The 23368-nt window shown below is 29.2% G+C and carries 20 protein-coding genes and 1 pseudogene; 8 read left to right on the top strand and 13 right to left on the bottom strand.

The window, feature by feature from the left end; genetic code table 11:
- Positions 1 to 10 precede the first annotated feature (10 nt).
- On the top strand, positions 11 to 1651 hold the full coding sequence (locus tag IPK18_00780) for a T9SS type A sorting domain-containing protein (GenBank protein QQR98105.1): 1641 nt from the start codon (positions 11 to 13) through the stop codon (positions 1649 to 1651).
- A gap of 4 nt (positions 1652 to 1655) precedes the next feature.
- Here IPK18_00780 and hemL read toward each other — a convergent pair whose 3' ends face one another.
- Positions 1656 to 2948 (bottom strand): glutamate-1-semialdehyde 2,1-aminomutase, encoded by a 1293-nt coding sequence (gene hemL / locus IPK18_00775; protein ID QQR98104.1) that lies wholly within the window; start codon positions 2946 to 2948, stop codon positions 1656 to 1658.
- A 1-nt stretch (position 2949) separates the two neighbouring features.
- Positions 2950 to 3987 carry a bifunctional diaminohydroxyphosphoribosylaminopyrimidine deaminase/5-amino-6-(5-phosphoribosylamino)uracil reductase RibD gene (gene ribD / locus IPK18_00770; GenBank protein ID QQR98103.1) on the bottom strand — a complete coding sequence of 346 codons (1038 nt, stop codon included), beginning with the start codon at positions 3985 to 3987 and terminating at the stop codon, positions 2950 to 2952.
- 41 nt (positions 3988 to 4028) lie between these two features.
- On the opposite strand from ribD, the gene prmC reads away from it, so the two are divergent.
- Genes prmC through IPK18_00755 form a run of 3 tightly spaced genes read left to right on the top strand, consistent with a single transcriptional unit; the run spans position 4029 to position 5786 of the window.
- Positions 4029 to 4862, top strand: a complete 834-nt coding sequence (gene prmC / locus IPK18_00765) for a peptide chain release factor N(5)-glutamine methyltransferase (protein QQR98102.1) — start codon at positions 4029 to 4031, stop codon at positions 4860 to 4862.
- A gap of 45 nt (positions 4863 to 4907) precedes the next feature.
- On the top strand, positions 4908 to 5360 hold the full coding sequence (locus IPK18_00760) for a hypothetical protein (protein ID QQR98101.1): 453 nt from the start codon (positions 4908 to 4910) through the stop codon (positions 5358 to 5360).
- On the top strand, positions 5361 to 5786 hold the full coding sequence (locus tag IPK18_00755; protein ID QQR98100.1) for a hypothetical protein: 426 nt from the start codon (positions 5361 to 5363) through the stop codon (positions 5784 to 5786).
- 3 nt (positions 5787 to 5789) lie between these two features.
- Here IPK18_00755 and IPK18_00750 read toward each other — a convergent pair whose 3' ends face one another.
- From IPK18_00750 to IPK18_00700, 11 genes and pseudogenes are all read right to left on the bottom strand, one after another.
- The gene (locus IPK18_00750) at positions 5790 to 7064 is read right to left on the bottom strand and encodes a rod shape-determining protein RodA (GenBank protein ID QQR98099.1); all 1275 of its coding nucleotides are present in this window, start codon (positions 7062 to 7064) and stop codon (positions 5790 to 5792) included.
- A 3-nt stretch (positions 7065 to 7067) separates the two neighbouring features.
- Entirely contained in the window at positions 7068 to 8420 is a 1353-nt protein-coding gene (locus tag IPK18_00745) for a hypothetical protein (GenBank protein ID QQR98098.1), read from the bottom strand.
- Entirely contained in the window at positions 8408 to 9031 is a 624-nt protein-coding gene (locus IPK18_00740; GenBank protein ID QQR98097.1) for a hypothetical protein, read from the bottom strand. Before IPK18_00740 ends, IPK18_00745 begins: the two co-directional genes overlap by 13 nt.
- Before the next feature lie 2 nt (positions 9032 to 9033).
- Positions 9034 to 9549, bottom strand: coding sequence for a hypothetical protein (locus IPK18_00735; protein ID QQR98096.1), 516 nt, complete (start codon positions 9547 to 9549; stop codon positions 9034 to 9036).
- Complete coding sequence (gene mreC / locus IPK18_00730) at positions 9542 to 10369, bottom strand: rod shape-determining protein MreC (protein ID QQR98095.1); 828 nt, start codon at positions 10367 to 10369, stop codon at positions 9542 to 9544. Before mreC ends, IPK18_00735 begins: the two co-directional genes overlap by 8 nt.
- 6 nt (positions 10370 to 10375) lie before the next feature.
- Entirely contained in the window at positions 10376 to 11398 is a 1023-nt protein-coding gene (locus IPK18_00725) for a rod shape-determining protein (protein QQR98094.1), read from the bottom strand.
- 133 nt (positions 11399 to 11531) lie between these two features.
- Complete coding sequence (purH, locus tag IPK18_00720; GenBank protein ID QQR98093.1) at positions 11532 to 13049, bottom strand: bifunctional phosphoribosylaminoimidazolecarboxamide formyltransferase/IMP cyclohydrolase; 1518 nt, start codon at positions 13047 to 13049, stop codon at positions 11532 to 11534.
- Positions 13050 to 13163: 114 nt separating this feature from the next.
- The gene (locus IPK18_00715; GenBank protein ID QQR98092.1) at positions 13164 to 13757 is read right to left on the bottom strand and encodes a 50S ribosomal protein L25; all 594 of its coding nucleotides are present in this window, start codon (positions 13755 to 13757) and stop codon (positions 13164 to 13166) included.
- 6 nt (positions 13758 to 13763) lie between these two features.
- A pseudogene (locus IPK18_00710) lies at positions 13764 to 14704 on the bottom strand (ribose-phosphate pyrophosphokinase).
- 82 nt (positions 14705 to 14786) lie between these two features.
- Positions 14787 to 15083: a hypothetical protein gene (locus IPK18_00705; GenBank protein ID QQR98091.1), complete on the bottom strand. Its 297-nt coding sequence runs from the start codon at positions 15081 to 15083 to the stop codon at positions 14787 to 14789.
- A gap of 9 nt (positions 15084 to 15092) precedes the next feature.
- Positions 15093 to 15902 (bottom strand): sulfotransferase, encoded by an 810-nt coding sequence (locus IPK18_00700; GenBank protein ID QQR98090.1) that lies wholly within the window; start codon positions 15900 to 15902, stop codon positions 15093 to 15095.
- 167 nt (positions 15903 to 16069) lie between these two features.
- Between IPK18_00700 and lysS the strand changes: the two genes are divergently transcribed.
- The 4 genes from lysS to IPK18_00680 all read left to right on the top strand — a co-directional run bounded on the left by lysS (position 16070) and on the right by IPK18_00680 (position 22801).
- On the top strand, positions 16070 to 17635 hold the full coding sequence (lysS, locus tag IPK18_00695; GenBank protein QQR98089.1) for a lysine--tRNA ligase: 1566 nt from the start codon (positions 16070 to 16072) through the stop codon (positions 17633 to 17635).
- Between the two features lie 109 nt (positions 17636 to 17744).
- Entirely contained in the window at positions 17745 to 19640 is a 1896-nt protein-coding gene (locus tag IPK18_00690) for a PD40 domain-containing protein (protein QQR98088.1), read from the top strand.
- A gap of 85 nt (positions 19641 to 19725) precedes the next feature.
- Positions 19726 to 20112, top strand: coding sequence for a hypothetical protein (locus IPK18_00685; protein QQR98087.1), 387 nt, complete (start codon positions 19726 to 19728; stop codon positions 20110 to 20112).
- A gap of 208 nt (positions 20113 to 20320) precedes the next feature.
- Entirely contained in the window at positions 20321 to 22801 is a 2481-nt protein-coding gene (locus tag IPK18_00680; protein ID QQR98086.1) for a T9SS type A sorting domain-containing protein, read from the top strand.
- The last annotated feature ends 567 nt before the right edge of the window (positions 22802 to 23368 follow it).

Genomic DNA, 23368 nt, shown 5'->3' with positions numbered 1-23368 from the left:
TAATATTTTTATGACACAAAATGAAGTGCAATCAAAAACATACAAATTAGATATCATAAAACAAATTCAAGAATCAATAAATAATCAAAACCAAAGAACATCAGCAGACAAAGACACTATAAGAATTCCAGTAGTTTTTAATGTTCTAATAGAAGATTCAATAGCTGATATCAAATTATATGATAAAAGTGTTTTTTACGAAGTATTGGACAGTGCAAATAAGTATTTGAATATCGAATATGAAAAATTATTAAGTTTTAACAGAGCAGAATTTCATGATATTGTTGATGTGCCTTACATTCAACTAATCATTGCACGTTACAATACACAAGGTGTTTTAGCAGAAGGAATCAGGTATAAAAAATGGACAGCACCAAACAGCAATGAGTTTTGCGAATTTCCATTTATAAATGGACAACAAAAAGCAAAACTAGATCAATTTGGTGGCATTTCAGCATGGGACACACGCCATTATTTAAACTTTTGGGTAGGCAATTTTAGAAAAACAAGTGGTTCATGTTATAGTGGACAATCAACCTATCCAATATTTCCATTTTTATATGGTCAGCCATTAGCATTTATGGATGGCGTATTGTTGCAAGATTATTTATTTAAAGGCAACCACAGACAATTAAGTTATTTTAGTACTATCATTCACGAAATGGGACACTATCTAGGTTTGTTGCACATTTTGGGCGGCTTGGCAAGCGACGATGAAAAAGGTTGTAATATTGATGATGGCATAAAAGACACACCATTGCAGTACGAAGCAAATTATAATTGCAATACTATTGTAAATTCTTGCGTAGAAGCCAACGATAAAAATGATATGTGTAGCAATACAATGGACTACGCAGATGGAATTACATTTACAATAGAACAAAATAAAGTCATGCGCAATGCAGCATTAAATATCAGAAAAGATTTAAGTATTCCAAAAGTTGCAGCCAACTTAGTTGTATCTAAATATGAAATTTGTAAAGGTGAAATTGTAACACTAAAATGGAATAACACAGCACCAATTAAATCAGATTTTTTATATAGTTCTTGGAGCAATGTGGCTAACAATTTATCACATACTATTCAGCCAAATGCAGATACAGTGCTTAATTTATTTTTGACAAATGCATATGATACAGTTTTAAAAACTATAGAAATAAAAGTTATAGATAAACCTACAGCTTCGTATTCAATTTCTGATACAATTACTATTGCACAAAATATTTCTGTTACAATTCATAATGCAACACAAGTTAGTTCTTCAGTGCCACATACATTTGAGCAAGGTGTGTTTAATTTCCAAGCAGGCAATACCACAGATTCTTTCTATATTTTCTTTAAAAACAATTGCTTTGAAGATAGTGTCTTAATTCAATATGTTTTTAATGATATACAAACAAAAATTAATAATAATAGTATACAACAAATAAGTATTTATCCAAATCCAAGCTACCAAAAAATATATGTACAATTAGAAAAACAAATAAATCCTAATATTGATACTTACTATATTTTTGATACAAATGGAAAAATAGTTGCACAAAATAACTTATCACAAACAATAGATGTTAGCCAACTAAATACTGGAAATTATATTCTATTAATCAATAATAACAATACTTTGTACAGTTCAAAGTTTCTAAAGAAATAGAATTTTATTGAAATGCAACATCCAAACCATCGCAAAATATTTTGATGGTTTTAGTAATATCTTCATCAGTATGTGCATCAGAAACAAAACCTACTTCGTAACCTGATGGGCCAAAATATACGCCATTATTTAATAAATAATTATATAATTTATTAAAGATTGTCATTTTGCTGGCATCAATTTGGTCAGCACTACTAATATGAGAATCTTTTGTAAACGTTATCCAAAATATAGAACCAATATTGTATAAATGACAATTGTAATCTTTTGTTTTTATGTGTTTGTTAATGCCATCAACCAATGTTTCTGTTTTGTGTTGTAAATGTTTATAGAAATCAGTAGCCAAACATTGTTCCAATTGTGCAATGCCAGCAGCCATTGCAACAGGATTTCCACTCAATGTACCAGCTTGGTACACACTTCCTTCAGGTGCTATATTACTCATTATTTCGTTAGATGCTGCGTATGCACCAACTGGCATTCCACCACCAATTATTTTCCCAAAAGTATAAATATCAGCTTTGATTTCATATAAACCAGAAGCACCATCAAAACCAACTCTAAAACCAGAAATTACTTCATCAAATATTAATAGAATATTGTTGCGTTCACATAGTTCACGTAAATGCAATAAGAATTTTTTGCTTTGTAATAATAAGCCATTGTTTGCTGGAATTGGTTCTATAATTACGGCAGCAATTTCATGATGTAAGTTTTCAATAGTTTCACTAAGTCTCGCTTCATCATTTAGTGGAAGTACTATGGTTTCGTTTGCAAATGCTTCTGGAACACCAGCTGATGATGATGTGCCAAAAGTAATCAATCCTGAGCCAGCTTTTACCAACATAGAATCTACGTGACCATGATAGCAACCTTCAAATTTTATGATTTTTGATTTTCCTGTTACACCACGTGCCAAACGCAATGCGCTCATTACTGCTTCTGTACCAGAACTTACAAATCTTATTTTCTCAATATATCTATGATTGCTGATGATTAATTCTGCTAATTGATTTTCTAAGGCTGTTGGTGCACCAAATGTTGTACCATTTTTTACAGTTTCAATAATAGCATTTTCTATTTTTTCGTTGCAATGTCCAAGAATTAATGGTCCCCAAGAATTACAAAAGTCGATATATTCATTTCCATCTTCATCATATAATTTTGAGCCACTTCCTTTTTTAAAGAAAATGGGTGTGCCACCGACTGATCTAAATGCTCTTACTGGAGAATTTACGCCACCAGGCATCAATGTTTTTGCTTTTTCAAATAACGATTCTGATTTACTTCTATTCATTTTAATATGTATTATTTATATAATTTAATATTGTATCTTTTTTTATTGTTTCTTTTGAGTTGTAATTGAAGTTTATTTCTGGTGCTTTAATTCCATTGTTTAATTTAATATTACCAATAATTTTATAGATTGAATTCCATTTGTTTTGTTGTATAAAGCTATGCAAAATTTTGCTTCCACCTTCTACCAAAATTGATTGTATACCATTTTGAAATAAAACATCTAAAACATTATCTAAGTTATTTACATCGTTTACTTTTATCCATTTTATATTCTGTTCTTGTTGTTCTATAGTTTGATTTATTATATAAATTGCTGTTTCTTTGTCGTTAAATATTCGATAGGATAAATCAATATTTCCGTTTGTTGATAGTATGATTTTAATAGGATTTTTGCCATTGCAATGTCTTACATCCAACATCGGATTGTCAATATCTAAAGTATTTTTTCCTATCAAAATAGCATGGTGTGATGCTCTGAGTTGGTGTACAAAAATATCAGAAATGTCGTTACTTATTTTTATGCGTTCATTTTCTTTGCTCACGTAACCATCAATACTTTCTGCAAATTTTAAAGTAATAAATGACTTTTTATTGTAATGAAATTGATAGAATGCTTTGATTAAATTTTTACCTTCTTTTTCTAAAATATTAATTGCAACATTAATGCCTGCTTCTTTTAGTTTTTTAATACCATTGCCAGCAACCATTGGATTTGGATCAAGTGTTGATACCACAACATTTTTTATTCCATGTTGTATAATTAAATCAGCGCATGGTGGCGTTTTTCCAAAATGAGAACATGGTTCTAAACTGACATACAAAGTAGCATCTTTTATTTTCTCAACATCTTCTGCGCTTACATGATTAATACAATTGACTTCTGCATGTGCTTTGCCATAAGCTTGATGATAGCCTTCGCCAATAATTTTATTGTCATAAACAAGAACAGCGCCAACCATTGGATTTGGAACAACAAACCTTTCTCCAAGTTTTGCTAGCTCAAAGCAACGCAACATATATTTTTCATCTATTTGCAAAGTATTATTTTTCTGATTACTTTGTGCAAAAATACGAATTTTTGAAGCTTTTAGATTATCAAAAAATTATTACGAAGATATTGAACGATACTTTTGACGAAAGAGAATCTGATAATATTTTTAAATATGTTGTAGAAGAATATTACAATGAAAAATATGTAATTATTAAAAGTTATATTATTAATGATGATGAAGTAGAAGATCTAAACGAGATTTTTGAAAAAGTATCTGCAAATTATCCTATTCAATACATATTTAACAAAGCATATTTTTATGATGTAGAATTGTATGTAGATGAAAATGTATTAATTCCAAGGCCAGAAACTGAAGAATTGGTGCATCTTATTTTAAAAGAAAATACAAACAACAACCTAAAAGTTTTAGATATTGGAACAGGTTCAGGATGCATACCAATTGTTTTAAAAAAACATAAACAAAATTGGTCAGTTTCTGCAATAGATATTAGTAATGAAGCAATTGAAGTGGCTAATAAAAATGCAACAAATAATAATGTTAAGGTTGATTTTCTTCTGGATGATATTTTTAACCTAAATAATCATTTTTCAAATTTAGATATCATTGTTTCCAATCCACCATATATTCCATTTGTGCAACAAGATTTAATGACAGAAAATACATTGCAATATGAGCCTGAGTTGGCATTATTTGTACCAAACGAAAATCCTTTGATGTATTATCAAACAATTTTTGAATTGGCAAAAAATGCCTTAGCTGAAAATGGAAGAGTTTATGTTGAAATAAATGAATTCTTATCTGTTGAAACAAAAAGTCTAGCTTTAAAATATAATTTTTCTGTAGTAGAAATTATAAAAGATTTGAGCAACAAGGATAGAATTTTGAGAATTGAATTGTAATAAAATTTAACATATTTGCCATTCAAAATACTATAATTTTAAAATATGAAAACTATATCTTTTGTAATGTTATTATTTGTCTGTCATCTTGCAATCTCGAAAACGGACACTATTGAGTATATCAAAAATTTTAAAATAACTCCAGATTATTCTTTTAAAGGTGCGCAAGGCATTTATATAGAATATACTGTAGATTTCAATCAATTGAGAAAGGAAATAAACAACGATTCAATTCTGTCCATGACAAAGTTTTATTTTAATACAACATTGTCAATAAATGGTACTAAAATAAAGCCAGCACTTGGATATAATTATATGAAAAATAGTAATGGAAACTATCAATACATAAAAAAATATGATGATTTTGAGTTTGATAATTCGAGTGCAATTAAAGAAAGTTATTTTATTCCATATTCTGCTATTGGAGTAGATTCAGGTATAAACAAAATCAATATTTTATCATCATTGAGTGGTACTGATGGTTATGGAAAAGAATAGTTGCAAAATTTAATTTATAAAGATATTCTTATTCATAAACCAAAACAGAATAAAGTAGTTTTTAATATAGACTATGTTGAAGTAGAAACATTAAATACAAAGAAACAAAGTTGGGATTATAATATTTACAACAATGATAAACCAGATGTAAGTGTTAGTTTTTATATAGGCAATACACTAATTTGGACAGACAATGTAAAAGATAGTTATATATATGCCAAAGGCCCAAAATCAAAAAATATTACTTTTTATGTATCTGAAAATGATAAAATAAGACTAAGAGTTGAAGATATAGATGTTGTATTTAATGATTACATTGCTGAATTAATTATTCCAACACCAAAAATTACTACTGCAAAATCTTTTGTGGTTTCAAATAAATTTGGAAGTGTAAAAGATTGTGCAATTACTTGGAAAATTGAATAATCATTATCTCATTATTGATCTTCTTTCGCTATCAAGTTTCAAAACAGTAGCAATCATAAATGTAAAAGAAATTAAGGACGAGCCACCATAACTTATAAATGGAAGTGGAATTCCAATTACTGGAATTAAGCCTATCGTCATTCCAATATTGATTGTGAAATGTGTAAAAATTATTGCAGCTACAGAATAGATATATACTCTTCCATAACTATTAGTTTGCCGTTCTGCAATTATTATTAGTCTAGTGAGTAACATTACATACACTGCAATTAAAAAAAGACACCCAATAAATCCCCATTCTTCTGCAATTGCAGTAAAAATAAAATCAGTACTAGTTTCTGGAACATAATTATACCTAGTTTGAGTACCATTTAGATAACCTTTTCCAATAAATCCACCAGAACCAATAGAAATTAATGATTGATTGAGATTGAAGGCAATTCCTCTTTTGGCTTCTTTAGAAAGCTCTTTCCCAAGTACTATATTTATTCTATCTCTTTGGTGTTTTTGAAGTACATTATTAAAAATTATACTTACAGTAGATGTGTATAAAATTGTTCCAACCATTAATACACCAAATAATTTTGTTAGATTTTTGTTTTTAGAGTTTATGTATATTAAAATACCAAATACAAAAATTACAACAGCCATGATGATAAATTTATCAAGCACTAATGCAAGTATAGAAACAACTAGAATATATAGACCTAGGTATATAATTTCATTTGGAAGATTTTCTCTATTCAATACAAATACGAATGAAAGAAATACAATAGCTGAACCAGCATCACCTTGTAGTAATACTAAGATTAATGGTAAACCAATAATGAAATATGGAATTATAGCTTCTTTCGTGTTTTTAAATTTTGTTTGAAAACTATCATAATACGCAGCTAATGCCATTGCTGTTGCAAATTTGGCAAACTCTGATGGTTGTAATTTGAAAAATCCTAAGTTTATCCAGTTTTGGTCACCTTTGGTACTTTCTCCAATAAATAATACGGAAAGCAAGAGCAACATAATTAAAATATAAATAGGGTAGGAGAAAAATTGAATTGCTCTTCTATCAAATCCTAAAATGCTGAATAACATTAATAAAGAAACGCCTGCCCAAAGTAATTGTTTGGTGTAACTATATTTAAAACTAAATGTGTTGCTTTGCAATATTCCATTAAATTCTGTAGCAAATATGCTCAATATTCCTATGCCTACTAAAATTAAGTAGCATATTACTAATGTTGTATCAAAGGAACCATATGGTTTTTTATATTGATTCATTTATTATTGTATAGTATCTTTTTTGATGTTCTTATTTTTGATTGAATCTTGTTTTGCTTTCACTTTTTGGATTGAGTCGTTTTTTTGTTTCACTCTAAGTATAGAATCTTGTTTCATTTGCAGTGGTGTTCTTACAGTATCGGTTATTACTTTTCTTTTTATAAGTGTAGCCTTAAACATTTTTTGTTCTAATGGAATTCTTTTTTTAGCTATACTATCATTAATATATTTTTCCATCATTAATGATGCAATTGGTGCGGCATAAGTTGCGCCAAAGCCAGCGTTTTCTACAAATACAGCAATTGCAATTTTAGGATTTTCTTTAGGAGCAAATCCAGAAAAAATTGAGTGGTCTTTTCCATGTGGATTTTCAGCTGTTCCTGTTTTACCACAAACTGATATGCCTTCTATTTTTGCTACTCTTGCAGTACCTTGCAATACCACTTTTTCCAAACCATCAATTACAAATGGGAAATATTTAGGGTCGATGCCTACAATTATTTTTTGCTTCTTATAAGAACGTTTTATATCATTTTGAATTAAAAAATTAACCACATGTGGTTGAATGTAATAGCCTTTGTTTGCTATAGTTGCCATTGCATTTACAATTTGTAATGGTGTGGCAAGTATTTCTCCTTGTCCTATGGCATTAGAAATATTACTAGCTGCTCTCCATTTGTTCTTTCCAAATACTTTGTTGTAATATTCATTCGTTGGCAGATTGCCTTTCTTTTCACCATATAAGTCTATGCCAAGTTTCTTGCCAAAACCAAGATTATTCATATATGCCCACCACTTTTTGTACCCAATTTCTGGAGAACTAAAAGTAGAATCCATAATAAAGTCATTATATATTTTACAGAAATAGGAGTTACACGAATGTTGTAATGCTGTTTGCACATCAGGTATTGCATGTGAACCGTGGCATTTTAAAAAGTGGCTTCCAACTCTATAACCACCAGGACAGTACCAATGCCAATCCCATGGATGTGTTTGTTCTTGCAACATTACAAGTGCTGTAGATGCTTTAAATGTAGAGCCTGGTGGATACATTGCATAAATTGGTCTGTTTAGCAATGGTTTGTATTCATCATTAAATAATGCATTGAAATTTTGTCTTCTATATCTTCCTGTTAATATATTTGGGTCAAATGTTGGACTACTTACATATGCTAAAATTTGTCCTGTTGATGGTTCTACTGCAATGATTGACCCAACTTTCCCTTCCATCAACTTTTCGCCATAGGCTTGTAATTCAACATCAATTCCAGTAAATAAATCCCAACCAGCTTTCGGTGTTTTATCGTTCTTGCCATCTTTATATTTTCCTTTATAGGCATTTTTTACATCCACCATGATGTACGTATAACCTTTACACCTCTTAGATATTTGTCATAATAGCTCTCTATTCCTGTTTTGCCAAAATAATCTCCCATTTCATAATCTCCATCAGATGAAATGATATCATTCTGATTAACCTCACTTAGATAACCCAAAACTGCTGCACCAGATTGGTATGGATATCTTCGAACAGTTCTGGTTTCTATGCTTAAACTTGGAAATTTATATAAATGTTCTTGAAATTTTGAAAATAGAACTTGGTCAATAGACTTAAATAATGGTGCTGGTTTGTTTGGCGATGTGTATTTTATTTCTTCGAGCTTTGTTCTTATATATTTTATATCAGCTTCTAAAAGATTTGCTAAGTCAAATGTGTCTAGATTTTCTGTAATATTCAATTGTATCATGATGTCATACACAGCATCATTGTATACAATTACTTTTCCTTTTCTATCTACAATTAAACCACGAGATGGATGAATTGTAACTTTCTTTATCACATTTTCATCTGCAATGCTTTTGTATTGTGGATTGAGAACTTGTAAGTAAAATAACCTCAAAATAAAAATAATAGCAATAATATAAATTGCTTTTAGTAGAATTTCGCTGTCATTTCCTTTTACCAATTTTAATGTTTGTTTTCTTTTAAGAAGAATAAATTTATTAGAATGATACTAATTGTTGAGAGAATAATGCTCAAAACTAATCTTTTTAAAGTACTAAAAATACTGTATGCGGAAAAAGATTCTAAAAAGAAATAATAAGTATGATGAACAAAAATACTTAAAAGTACATAATTGATAAACCAATTGATTCCTTGTTGGTATAGGTTTGGTACATCTAATTTATCCCAACCAGATTTAGGTTGAAAATATTTTAAGATGAAAAATCGGAGATAACCTAGTAATGTTAAACTAGCAGTATGTAAACCATGTCCATTGCTAAATAAATCTAATATCAGTCCACATATAAATGCAATAATTACCACCAGCGTTCTATTCATTGCAACTGGTAGCAACAAAATTGCACATGGGTAAATCATAATATAGAAATAGCCAAATGGAATAATATCTAATATAAATATTTGTATAAATAATAGTAAAATTATTCTTATTATATTTGTATATATGTATGAATTATTCATTTATGTTTACACTGTTTAATAAGTCTAATTCATCTTTTTCTTTGTTAATTACAATATATACATCTGTAAGTGTAGATATTGAATTGGTCAGTTTTACATCACAAATGTAAAAGCTAGAAACTGGATTTGGTTCTACACTTTTTACAATGGCAACTGGCAAATTTGGAGGAAATATAGAAGAAAATCCTGCTGTTACAATAGTGTCACCTTTTTTTATAGGCAATGTTTTACTGAAGTTGTCTACATTTAATGTGAATGGATTGCCACCATCCCAAAATAAACTACCAATAGCATTTGTTTTCTGATGTCTTACACCAATTCTTGTCTTTGTGCTGATTACAGATAAAACTAATGCATAGTTATCAGTTACATTGGTAACAAAGCCAACCACACCATTACTACTAATTACACCATAACCATTCTTTATGCCATCTTTTTTTCCTTTGTTTAAAGTTATATAATTTACGCTATTGTCAATAGAATTATTAATAACCTTAGCTGGAATGTATTGAAAGAAATATGTTTCTGACTGTTTAGGTAAACTACTGTCAGATGAATCATAAGTATATTGATATTTTAACTGATTTTTTAATTTTACATTTTCTTCCATCAATTTCTTATTGTTTTTAGTAGCATATATAAAATTTGTTACATTGCTGGTAATGTTGAGTACAAATCCTGCAATTGAATTTGATGTATTCACATATTTTATTTCTTGGTAATGGTTAGACCTAACTACAATTACCAGTGAAAATATTTCTAATGCTAAAAATATTAACAGTGTATGGAATCGAGAAATAAGAAATATTATGCTTCGCATATTAGCTTAGCTCATTAAGAAAGTATAACGATGTCTGTTTTTTAAAGCAATACCTGTTCCTCTAGCCACAGCTCTAAGTGGATCATCAGCAACTTTTACTGGCAACTTAGTTTTTAATGTAATACGCTTATCTAAACCTCTTAATAATGCACCACCACCAGTAAGGTACAATCCTTTTCTATAGATATCTGATGCTAACTCAGGTGGCGTACCTTCCAATGCTTTCATAATAGCTTCTTCTATTTTTGAAATAGATTTGTCTAAAGCTCCAGCAATTTCAGAATAGGATACAGTTATTTGTTTTGGAATTCCTGTTAGTAAGTCTCTACCATGTACTGCATAATCTTCAGGTGGATTTTCCAAATCTTGAAGTGCAGAGCCAACATGTATTTTAACTTGCTCAGCAGAACGCTCACCAATTAGTATATTGTGTTGCCTTTTGATATATTCAATGATATCCATATTGAAATCATCTCCAGCAACTCTAATAGATTGGTCAGTAACAATACCTGATAATGCAATTACAGCAATATCTGTTGTTCCGCCACCAATATCAATAATCATGTGTCCTTCTGGTAATTCTACATCTAAGCCTATACCTATTGCAGCAGCCATTGGTTCATGAATTAGATAACGCTCTCTTGCTCCAGCTTTTTCTGCTGATTCAAAAACGGCTCTTTTTTCTACTTCAGTAACACCAGATGGAATACAAATTACAATGGTTAATGATGGACTAAAAAATCTATTTCTATCTTCAATCATAGCAATAAATCCACGAATCATTGCTTCTGCAGCCATGAAATGTGCAATTACGCCATCTTTCAATGGTCTAATTGTTTCAATATTTGCATGCGTTTTCTCGTGCATTAGTTGTGCCTTCTTTCCAACTGCAATTATTTGCTCTGTTTTCTTATCAATAGCTACTATTGATGGTTCGTCTACAACTACCTGATCTTTATAAATAACAATAGTATTGGCTGTACCCAAATCTATCGCAATATCTCTGTTTAAAAAACTAAATAAACCCATTATTTCTCTAATAAAATTTTATCTACAAATGTAGCAATATATTGCGTATAAGAAAAAAAAAAGCAAACAAATTAAACTTCTATAACATTTTAATAAAAACTATTGAATTTTAGTATTTATTATATATTTTATATTAGTGTTTAAAGTGTCTCATGCCAGTCATTACCATAGCCATATTGTTTGCATCACAATATTCTACTGATGCTTGGTCTTTAATAGAACCACCTGGTTGTAACACTGATTTTATCCCAGCATTATTTGCTATTTCTACACAATCTGGAAATGGGAAAAATGCATCAGATGCCATTACGCTTCCTTCTAAATTGAAATTAAAACAATTTGCCTTTAGTATTGCTTGTTGCAAAGCATCAACTCTTGATGTTTGTCCGCAACCCATACCCAATAATTGCTTGTTTTTTGCCAATACAATGGTATTTGATTTTAGATGTTTTACAATTTTATTTGCAAATAATAAATCTTCAATTTCATTATCATTAGGTGCTAATTTTGTAATAACATTTAATGCTTGTTTTTGTACAATATTTGTGTCAAAATCTTGAACAATAGTGCCATTCAGCAATGATTTATATTGAATATCTGGAAATGAAAATAATTTTTGTTTTAGAATAATTCTATTTTTCTTCTTGCATAAAATTTCTAGTGCATCATCATCAAATGATGGTGCAATTAGTACTTCAAAAAATAACTTATCAATTTCTGTTGCTGTTTCTAAATCAATTCTTTCATTGCATATTAATACGCCACCAAATGCTGAAACTGGGTCACCAGCTAATGCCGCTTTCCATGCTTCTACCACAGTATTTCTTGAGGCTACACCACAAGCATTTGTATGTTTAAGAATTGCAAAAGTGGGTTCGTTAAATTCTGATATTAGTCTGATTGCAGCATCTACATCTACTAAATTATTATACGATAATGTTTTGCCATTTAATATATCAAAAATTTCATGAAGATTACCATAGAAATACCCTTTTTGATGTGGATTTTCGCCATATCTAAGTACTTCATTATTTAAACTACTAACTTTAAATGATTTGTCAATACTATTATTTGATAAATATTTATATATTAATGTGTCATAATGTGAAGATACTGCAAATGCTTGCGTTGCAAGTTCTCTTCTAAATTCTAAAGAAGTAGAACCATCATTTTTTAATAAAAATTGATTAAGAATATTGTATTGATTTTTTTGTGCAATTATAGTCGTATCATTGTAGTTTTTTGCAGCTGCTCTAATTAATGAAATTCCACCTATATCAATTTTTTTAATAATCTCTGCTTCATCGTTTGTGTTTTTCACAGTTTCTTCAAAAGGATACAAATCAACAATAACTAAATCTATTTCAGAAATTTGGTGTTCATTAAGTTGGGCAATGTCTTTTTCAAAACTTCTTCTAGCAAGTATTCCACCAAATATTTTTGGATGTAGTGTTTTTACTCTTCCATCAAGAATTTCTGGAAATCCAGTATAGTTTTCTACAGGAATTACATTGTAACCTAATGATTCTATAAATTTTTGAGTTCCACCAGTTGAATAAAATATGGTGTTTTGTTTAGCTAAAGTATGTATTAGTTCATCTAATCCATCTTTGTAATACACAGATATTAATGCTGATTTTATTTTTTTCACAAGACAATTTTTGCAAAAATAGAACTATCTAAGTGTTTTTTTATATTATCAAATAAAAAAGGTTGCCAAAATTGGCAACCTTGATGATGTTTATTGATTTAAAACTGTGTGAAATTATTTTTTCTTTCCATCAGTTTTTGCAGCAGCAGTAGCAGCACTACGTAATGCTCTTGGTATCTCAATAGATGCCAATGGAATTGATGGTGAGTTTAAGATTTGGAAACCTTGATCTGGTAAATCTTTTACTTTTGTAGATTGACCTAATTTAAGAGATGAAATATCTACTTCAATTACTTCTTTTAATGTTTCTGCTGTAGCTCTTACTTTTAATTTTCTAACTTTTACTAGTAATTTACCACCTTCTTTAACACCTGGAGAACTACCAACGATTTTGATTGGAATCTCTGCATAAATTTTTGCGCCTGGAATTAATTTAATAAAGTCTAGGTGCATGATATCATCCGTAACTGGGTGTTGTTGCACATCTTTTAATAATGCTTCTGTTACTGTACCATCAATGTCTACCAATACTTTGTAAAAGTTTGGTGTGAATAATAATGGTCTTAAAGAAGACATTGTTGAGGTGAAGTGCACCACCTCGTTTCCCGCATACATAACACATGGAACATTGCCATCATTTCTGTCGGCTTTTGTTGCTTTTTTGCCTACCTGTGTTCTTGCTTTTCCGCTAATGGTAATCGATTGCATAATTTTTTACTTTTTTTGAATGAATAATGAATTTATAGATTTATACTCGTGCGCATTTCTGATTGCTTTCGCAAACAAAGGTGCCACGGATAATACTTTTATTTTTTTACTTTCTTGTTTTAATGGAATTGTATTACAAACAACTAATTCTTCTAATGCAGAATTTTCAATTTTTTCGTATGCTTTTCCAGATAAAACAGGATGTGTGATTAATGCACGTACACTTTTTGCACCATTTTCCATGATTAAGTTTGCTGCAGTACATAAAGTGCCTCCAGTATCTATTAAGTCATCTACCAAAACAACATTTTTTCCTTCTACATTACCAATTAGTCGCATAGATTCAATTTCGTTGTGCTTTGTTCTGTACTTATCACATATTACCAAATCTGTGTTGAATTGCATCGCATAATTTCTAGCACGTTTTGTACTTCCTACATCTGGTGATGCAAAAATGACATCACTTAGGTTTATTTCTTTTAAGTATGGGAAAAATATTGCTGAAGCATCTAAATGGTCTACTGGAATATCAAAAAAACCTTGTATTTGTGGTGCATGCAAGTCCATCGTCATTACACGTTGAGCACCTGCTGCTACTAATAAATTTGCTACTAATTTTGCGCCAATTGCTACACGTGGTTTGTCTTTTCTATCTTGTCTTGCTAATCCAAAATAAGGCATTACAGCAATGATATAACCTGCCGAAGCTCTTTTAGTGCATCAATAAGTAATAATAATTCCATTAGATTGTCTGATGGAGCAAATGTAGATTGAATACAAAATAGATATGAGCCTCTTACAGATTCTTGAATAACTGGTTCAAACTCTCCATCTGAAAAGCGCATTACTTCAACATCAGTTAATTCTTGACCATAAGCACTAGCTATTTTCTCAGCTAAATGTAAAGTAGCACTTCCGTTAATTAATTTGATGTCTGGTAATACCACAACTGTAGAATTTTGTGGTTGCAAAGATAGTATTTTTTTCTATTTTATGGAAAAATACCTCAAATTTGAAGTTTTTATAATATTATATCATATTGTAATTCCAAGTTTCGAAGGCAAATTTCCATCTTTTATTAATGTCTTGAATTATTTTTGCATCTAAATTATTGAAATTATTTTTTTCGTATTGATTCACAGAGTTTATATAATCTTCAATTTCAGGCTTTGCTTGTTCAAAATTTGGAATATTTAAGTGTTTGTACATGTTTTCAATTATTACTATCGGTTGTTCCTCTAAATCTGTGTACGCAATTTCATAAAGATTGCTATCTGCAATTTGTTTTTTTTCAGCTAAATATTTCATCAAAATTGACTCAAACACATACAATATTCATTCATGAATTTCTTCTTGGCTAAAATCTTGTAAAAATTGTGTGCTTAAAACTTTTTTATAATGATGTTGCATCGATTGATACGTTTCATATGGATTTCTGTGAATAAAAACAAATTTTCCATTTGGGAATAATTCTAATAGTTCATTCACTCTTCCTGTATTGTGTGGATTTTTTAATAAAAGTGGTTTGCTATCATTTATGTATGCAATTGTTTTGAGTAAGAATGTATAGTCATTTTTCCATTTCCTTTTTTCTCTTGGTCTAATATTTTTAAACAAATGATATTTCTCATGATAGCTAATATTTTTAGGAAAAAAGAAAATATGAATACCAGCTTTTGTTGTGTGATTGGAAAGTGGTTGTTCTTCTTCAGCTGGAGAATCTACAGTAAGTTTCATATTGTCTTGTGGTCTTTTATTTGGCATTAATGGACTAAGCAATACTTTTAACCAAGTTCTGCCTATTAAACTTACATTTAATAAAAATGATTGATAATTACTTAAGTAAGCAAATTGTTTGTCTCTTGCTAAAATGTAATGCAAATGAGTGGTACCACTGCGCCAATGTCCTAAAATAAAAAGTGGAGAAACTGTATGGATATCAGTTTTGCTAATTTTGTAATGAAATAGTATTTTTTGTATCCATTGAAAAGGTTGTGTAAGTATTACAAACAAAGTAATTCTAAACACCATTGGGTATTTATTTTTGCTTATTTTATTTTGCCATAGTAATTTTAGCCAGACATGAATATATGTGATTGATAGTTGATGGTCTTTTACTTCATATTCTTTCTCTTTTTTTGCCATGTAAGTAAACTTTCTGCAAAATTATACTTATATATTGAGATGCAAATTCACTAAAAACAAGTATTTACGCATATTCTGTTTTATTATTATGAGTAATTAATGATATGATAGTTCTACTCAAATCAATTATAATTCTTTATTAATATCATATCGTTTGAAAATATAAAATGGAATATTATTTTCACACAATAATTAAAGTTATGCACGAAATATCTGAACAAGAGCAAATTAGAAGAGAGAAATTAGATAAAATTAAAGCATTAGGTATCAATCCTTATCCAGCACCATTGTATCCAGTAAATGTTACAGCAAAAGAGATAAAGGAAAATTACAAAGAAGATGTGTTAGAGGATGGCACTAAAAATCGTTTAAATTATCAGGAAGTTTGCATTGCTGGTCGTTTTATGGCTTCTCGTCCTGCTGGAAAGGCTACTTTTGCTGAACTTCAAGACAGTAGTGGAAGAATACAAATATATGTACGCCGTGATGATATTTGTCCAACAGAAGATAAAACTTTATATGACACACTTTTTACTAAATTATTAGACTTGGGTGATTTTATTGGTATCAAAGGATATGTATTTAAAACAAAAGTTGGAGAAATTTCTGTTCATGCAACAGAATTTACGTTATTATCAAAATCTTTAAGACCATTGCCAGTTGTAAAAACAGACGATCATGGCAATGTACACGATGCTTTTGTAGATCCAGAGTTGCGTTATCGCATGCGTTATGTTGATTTGACTGTAAATCCAACAGTAAGAGAAACTTTTGTTAAACGTACAAAAATGGTTAATGCAATAAGAGAATTTTTAAATCAACATGGAGCATTAGAAGTAGATACTCCAGTGTTGCAAAATATTCCAGGTGGTGCAGCAGCAAGGCCATTTAAAACACATCATAATGCATTAGATATACCTATGTATTTACGTATAGCAAACGAATTATATCTAAAAAGATTAATCGTTGGTGGTTTCGATTGGGTGTATGAATTTAGTAGAAACTTTAGAAATGAAGGTGTTGATAGAACACACAATCCAGAATTTACAGTATTGGAATTTTACGTTGCTTACAAAGATTATTTCTGGATGATGGAAACGACAGAAGAATTACTACAAAAAGTTTGTGTAGCAACAAATGATACTACTGAAATTAAAGTAGGAGATAAGGAAATTAGCTTTAAAGCACCTTTTAAACGAATAACTATCTATGACGCAATCAAAGAACATACAGGTTATGATGTGGCAAGTATGAATGAAGAAGAATTGCGTGATGTTTGTAAAAAACTTCATATTGAAGTAGATAATACAATGGGCAAAGGAAAATTAATAGATGAATTGTTTGGAGAGAAATGCGAACATCATTATGTACAACCAACATTTATTATTGATTATCCAGAGGAAATGTCACCATTGACTAAAAAACACAGAGAAAAAGAAGGATTGGTTGAAAGATTTGAGTTAATCATTAATGGAAAAGAAATTGCCAATGCCTATTCAGAATTGAATGACCCAATTGACCAAAAAGAAAGATTTGAAGAACAATTAAAATTAATGGAGCGTGGCGATGATGAGGCTATGTTTATAGACCATGATTTCTTAAGAGCATTAGAATTTGGCATGCCACCAACATCTGGAATTGGCTTTGGAATAGATAGATTAGCTATGTTATTAACCAATAATGTATCTATACAAGAAGTATTATTTTTTCCGCAAATGCGACCTGAGCATTGATAAATTAGGGTAATATTTTCTTGATTTGTATACTGATTTCTGTAATTGATAATCATTACAAATTATTGGCATTTAGTTTGTACATTTATCAATAATTAGAAATTACTGTTTGAAATTTAAGAAGTACATATTATTACTTTGTGTATTAATAGCCAATTTCAGCTTTGCTCAAATTCCTGATAAAGCACAGAAATTCTATAATAATGCACAGTCTTTTGCACAAAAAACACAATACACAGAAGCCATTGTAGAGTTAAAAAATGCTATTCAAACATATCCAACTTATGTTGATGCCAAAATATTTCTAGCTGAGATATATTACACAACAAAAAAATACAATGATTGTATTTCTGTTCTAGAGCAAGCAAAGCAAGATATTAAGTCAATTTATCCGTCTCTCAACCAAACAAAAATGTTTTGGCTTTTGGCTGATGCTTACTTAAAAGAAAAAAACTATTTAAAGACTAGAGAAAACGCAAATCTATATTTAAGCCAGCAGAAGAAAACAGACTATGGCACACAGAAATCAGAACGATTAATAAAAATGGCAACTTTTATAGAGAACGCATTGAAAAATCCTGTTTCATTTGAACCAAAAAATTTAGGTCCAAATATCAATTCTGCCAGCGATGAATATTTTCCAGTACTTACACCAGATATGTCACAACTTTTTCTTACACGAAGAGTAGGCTATCAAGAAGATATTTATCAATCTAAATTGATGAATAACAGTTGGACAGAAGCAAAACCAATGGACAGCAAAGTGAATACACCAACAGAAAATGAAGGTTCGCAAAGTATTTCTGCAAATGGAAATTTATTGTTTTTTACTGCCTGCAATCGTCCAAATGTATTTGGTAGTTGTGATATTTTCTATACTTACTTTAATGGAAAAGAGTGGACAAATGCTACAGGCATCAATAAGCCAATCAATACAAACTATTGGGATGCACAACCAAGTTTTGCTGCTGATGGCAAAGCAATGTATTTTAGTAGTGATAGACCAAATGGCAAAGGTGGCAAAGATATTTGGGTTTCATATTTAGATGAGCAACTACGTTGGAGCGAACCACAAAATCTTGGAGATGCAATAAATACAGCATTCGATGAGCAAACACCATTTATACATCCAGATGGTAAAACATTATACTTTGCATCAAATGGGCACATTGGTATGGGCATGAATGATATTTTTATGTCTACTTTAGAAAATGGAAAATGGACAACACCCAAAAATTTAGGCTATCCTATAAACACTGAAAAAGATGAAATGGGTTTGTTTGTTACAACAGATGGTTCAAAAGCATACTTTGCAAGCAGTAGAATAGAAGGTTTAGGTAATTTGGATATTTATGAATTTGATTTGCCAAAGCTTATGCAACCACAAAAAACAACTTACGTAAAAGTAAGTATAAAGAATGCATTGACAAAGCTACCATTGTACGCACAATACCAAATAATTGATATAAGTAGTAATGAAGTAATAAATAAAGGCAATACTAATTACGAAGGAACTTTTATTGCTTGTTTGAGTGCAGATAAAAATTATGCCATTATAGTTGAAAAGGAAAATTTCTTATTACATACAGAAAATTTTTCTTTTAAAGAAGGCACAATTTTTCATCCATATGAGTTAATCGTCAATTTGCAACCAATTCAGAAGAATAGTGAAATTGTACTAAAAAATATATTTTATGAAACAAATAGTGCAAATATTGAAGCAAATTCATTTGCAGAATTAGATAAATTAGTTGAGTTTTTACAAAAATACAAAAATGTAAAAGCCGAAATAAGTGGGCATACAGACAACACTGGCGATAAATTATACAACCAATCACTTTCACAAAAAAGAGCACAAAACGTGGTAGATTACTTAGTACAAAAAGGAATAGATAGGAATAGACTCATAGCAAAAGGCTATGCAGATAGCATGCCATTGGTGCCAAATATAAGCGCAGAAAACAAAGCCCAAAATAGACGTACAGTCTTTAAAATTATTGAATAATATTTTTGTTATAAATTGATTTTTAACAAATATTTTTTTGAATAGTAATTTAAAAAAAGTTAATTTTGATGATAAAATCATTTTTATGAGAAAGATATTTACCACAATTTTATTTATTCTATTTTGTTTAATAAACCATGCACAAAACTTATTACCAATAATTCAATGTGCAAGTGGAAGCGGAAGTGATAATATAATATACTTCAATCAAGAAACAAAAGAGATTTATATACAAACTAATTCAAATGATGGCTTTTATGCTAGTTTACCAAGTTTAAATAACAATGAAACGAGATTTGTAAAATATAAAGTAAGAGGAGATGGCACCTTTCAATATATCAATAGTATCAATATAAAAACTGATATAGTACCATTAAATTTGCAAAATTCAAATATGAGTTATATGTATAATGCTTCTGATGCACCCAATAATAGTCTTACTTTTATCAATACAAGACTGTTGATGGAATAGAGTATGAAATAATAAATGGAGATACAAGTTACAGTTGGCCAAACACAAAACTATTTGTAGATATTTATGATAATAATATGCAACTGACAGATAGCAATGTTTTATTGCATACAATTATTCATAAATATGGTTGTGATCAAAGTATAAGAAATATTAAATCATATATAAATAATAGTAAAATTTATTTTTTATAGAAATTGTTCCAGGTATGGGTATATCTTGTGGCGAAAATATACCATATCATATTGCATCTGTATACAATCAGCAAACAAAAGATACACCTAAAATATTAAGTAATATAATATATTCATACATGCATCCATTTTTTTTAAATAATCAGCTATATGTATATAGTTTTATGCCAGATACTTATTTAGGTTATTATAATTATAACAGCTTTTGCTATATAGACAAATATGACTCAAATGATTCATTAATTAAATCTAAATTTTTAATTGGAAATAATTATAATCAATCATATTATGATAATAGTTTTTACAGCAACGCATTTCTTTTCGATAACAGAATAATAATACAGCCAATTGGCCTAAACGATATTGGTATAATTTCATCATATACACTTTTAAGTATAGATACGTCAAGTCTTGATATAATAGATTCTTTAGAGCTTAACGGTATTTCTCATATATATAAACAAGAATTAGATGAGAATATGATTAAATCAAATAATGTTACTAAAGCTCCTGATTCATATATTTTTAACTATAAAAAAGACAAGATTAAACTTATTGGATTAGGTGATGATGTCTTTTCTGAAAGTATTCCTTACTATGAAATAGATAAGAATTTATCAATAATATTTCAGGATTCACTAACATCTGATGAAATGTATGAAAAATTATACAACATTAATATGGATGAAAATTATAATATATATATAAGTGCTTCTGATTCTATAATGTATAGACTGAATGATAATAATGATACTTTATGGAAAAATTTTAATCCAAATTTTAGTTCTATTACTGGATATTTAACATACTACCGAAATGTTTTGCCAACAGAACATCCAGATATTAAACTTTTGCCGTTTTTTTCTTCTACATATATTCCAAATTTAGAAATATATTACAGCATAAGCTATGTTTATAAGTTGAATATTGAGACAGGCGAAATTATTGAAGAATTAATGGGATTAAGTTACAATCAAGATATTTTAAATAGTTCATATGATTATGAGTTCCCAAATAATGAATTCTTTTTTGAAGATATTGTTGGCAATGTATTTTTAATTAGCAATACAAATGCCTTGTGCTCTGAAAATAAAGATATACAAACATCTAAGATGTTTAAATTGCTAAATATAGATAGCCTAAACACTATCTATACAAAAGCATTTTTTGACTATAATGCCAATAATATTCAAGATGCTAATGAACCAATCTTTAATAAAGCAAGTGTAAAGGTTACTAAAAATAATAACATATTATATTACACATACTTAAATGCTGATGGCACAAAATCGTTTATAATAGACACAGGAAATTATACCATACAACTAATGTATCAGGATAATTTGTTTGCTGTAAATCCTACATCAAAAAATATTAATTTCAATACTTATAAGAATAATGATACAACAGTTTTTGCTTTGCAACCTATAGGAAATATTACAGATGCAAGCATTTCATTAGTCAATACATTCATAACAAGACCAGGCAACGAAACTACTTATCTATTAACAGTAAATAATAAAGGCAATCAAGCAATTAGTCAAGTAAGAGTTGCTGTAAAACTGGATGCTAATCTTACAGTACAAAATACAAGCTTACCATATACAACAAACGGCGATTCTCTTATTTTCAATATCAATACTTTGCACGCTGCGCAAATACAAAATATTTCCATAAGAGTATTAGCCAATACAGCACTTATATTTAATGATATTTTGCACAACTACGTAATTGCAAGTACAAATGTAGTAGAAACAGATTTGCTAAATAATGTGGTTGTTTTTGATGATGTTGTACGTGGCAGTTACGATCCAAATGACAAAACAGCAAGTGCAAGCAATTTACCAAACTTGGCAGCACAAACAAATAATATAACTTACACCATAAGATTTGAAAACACAGGCAATGATACAGCATTCAATGTTGTTGTAAGAGATACTTTATCTAATAATGTAGATTGGAGTACATTAGAAATTATTAATGTAAGCCATAATTACACTTTGAATATAGAACAAGATAGTATTTTAGTATTTGTCTTTAAAAATATACTATTAAGTGCTTCATCGCATAATAACGATGATGCACACGGATACATTGTATATGAGATAAAACCAAATGTACAAAACGCAAATACTAATTACGATATAAATAATACAGCACATATTATTTTTGATTATAATAAACCAGTAACTACAAATACTGCCAATACAAAAGTAGAGCAAGTATTAAAAACAAAGCACAACGAAGCATTAAACAAACAACTATTAGTATACCCAAACACAGCTGACGAAGTGCTGAACGTTGATGTGAGTATGATGAATATTAAAAATTATACATTGCAATTATTAGATGTAAATGGAAGAGTAGTTTATAAGAAAAATGAAGATAAAACGCTATCAAAAATAAATGTTAGCACAATGGCAAACGGAATGTATATTTTAAATGTAAAAACTGAAATAGGAAATGCAACCAAGAAAGTATTGATAAAACATTAATATAAAATAAAGTATTACTTAAAATTAAGATAAGCATACTATTTTTGTAACATGATGAAAATGATTATAGTATTCAAAACGAATTTATTCAGAATATTACAGATGCAGTTACTTAATAGATACAAATAAATCTGCCAGTTAAACAATAGAATCTTTAAGCTTTGATATCTATATATAGTATTTATTATATATTGTAATGCGTTGAATATCTTCGTGTATGGTTGATTTTATCCTAAAAATTTTATAATTTTAATACAAAATAAAAATTATGAAAAATATCACTTATACACTCTTGGTATTTTTAATATCAGTGGTGTTCTCACTCTCTTGTAAAAAGAATTAACGCCAGCAGAAGAAGGAAAAGAAGTAATACAAATTACATCATCTTATTTTCTTAAAGCAGATGGTACTGTTTGGGAAGTAGGAAGTAAGGATAGAACAACAAGAGTATACACAGGTACAAATACACCAGTACAAATTGCAGATAATACCAAAAAGATTGAAGAATTTAACCATAGTCTTTTTATACTTAAAAATGACAATACACTATGGGTTAGAGGTTTAAAT

Source organism: Sphingobacteriales bacterium, from assembly GCA_016699615.1.
GTDB lineage: Bacteria > Bacteroidota > Bacteroidia > Chitinophagales > JADIYW01 > JADJSS01.
Note: the sequence above shows the minus strand (reverse complement) of the source record. Positions and strands in the feature narration are given on the sequence as shown.

Coding starts and splice junctions, on each gene's coding strand:
- IPK18_00780 (QQR98105.1), top strand. CDS start 11: ATGACACAAAATGAAGTGCAATCAAAAACATACAAATTAGATATCATA.
- hemL (QQR98104.1), bottom strand. CDS start 2,948: ATGAATAGAAGTAAATCAGAATCGTTATTTGAAAAAGCAAAAACATTG.
- IPK18_00760 (QQR98101.1), top strand. CDS start 4,908: ATGAAAACTATATCTTTTGTAATGTTATTATTTGTCTGTCATCTTGCA.
- IPK18_00750 (QQR98099.1), bottom strand. CDS start 7,064: ATGAATCAATATAAAAAACCATATGGTTCCTTTGATACAACATTAGTA.
- IPK18_00745 (QQR98098.1), bottom strand. CDS start 8,420: ATGGTGGATGTAAAAAATGCCTATAAAGGAAAATATAAAGATGGCAAG.
- IPK18_00735 (QQR98096.1), bottom strand. CDS start 9,549: ATGAATAATTCATACATATATACAAATATAATAAGAATAATTTTACTA.
- mreC (QQR98095.1), bottom strand. CDS start 10,369: ATGCGAAGCATAATATTTCTTATTTCTCGATTCCATACACTGTTAATA.
- IPK18_00725 (QQR98094.1), bottom strand. CDS start 11,398: ATGGGTTTATTTAGTTTTTTAAACAGAGATATTGCGATAGATTTGGGT.
- IPK18_00715 (QQR98092.1), bottom strand. CDS start 13,757: ATGCAATCGATTACCATTAGCGGAAAAGCAAGAACACAGGTAGGCAAA.
- IPK18_00700 (QQR98090.1), bottom strand. CDS start 15,902: ATGGCAAAAAAAGAGAAAGAATATGAAGTAAAAGACCATCAACTATCA.
- lysS (QQR98089.1), top strand. CDS start 16,070: ATGGAATATTATTTTCACACAATAATTAAAGTTATGCACGAAATATCT.
- IPK18_00685 (QQR98087.1), top strand. CDS start 19,726: ATGAGAAAGATATTTACCACAATTTTATTTATTCTATTTTGTTTAATA.
- IPK18_00680 (QQR98086.1), top strand. CDS start 20,321: ATGGGTATATCTTGTGGCGAAAATATACCATATCATATTGCATCTGTA.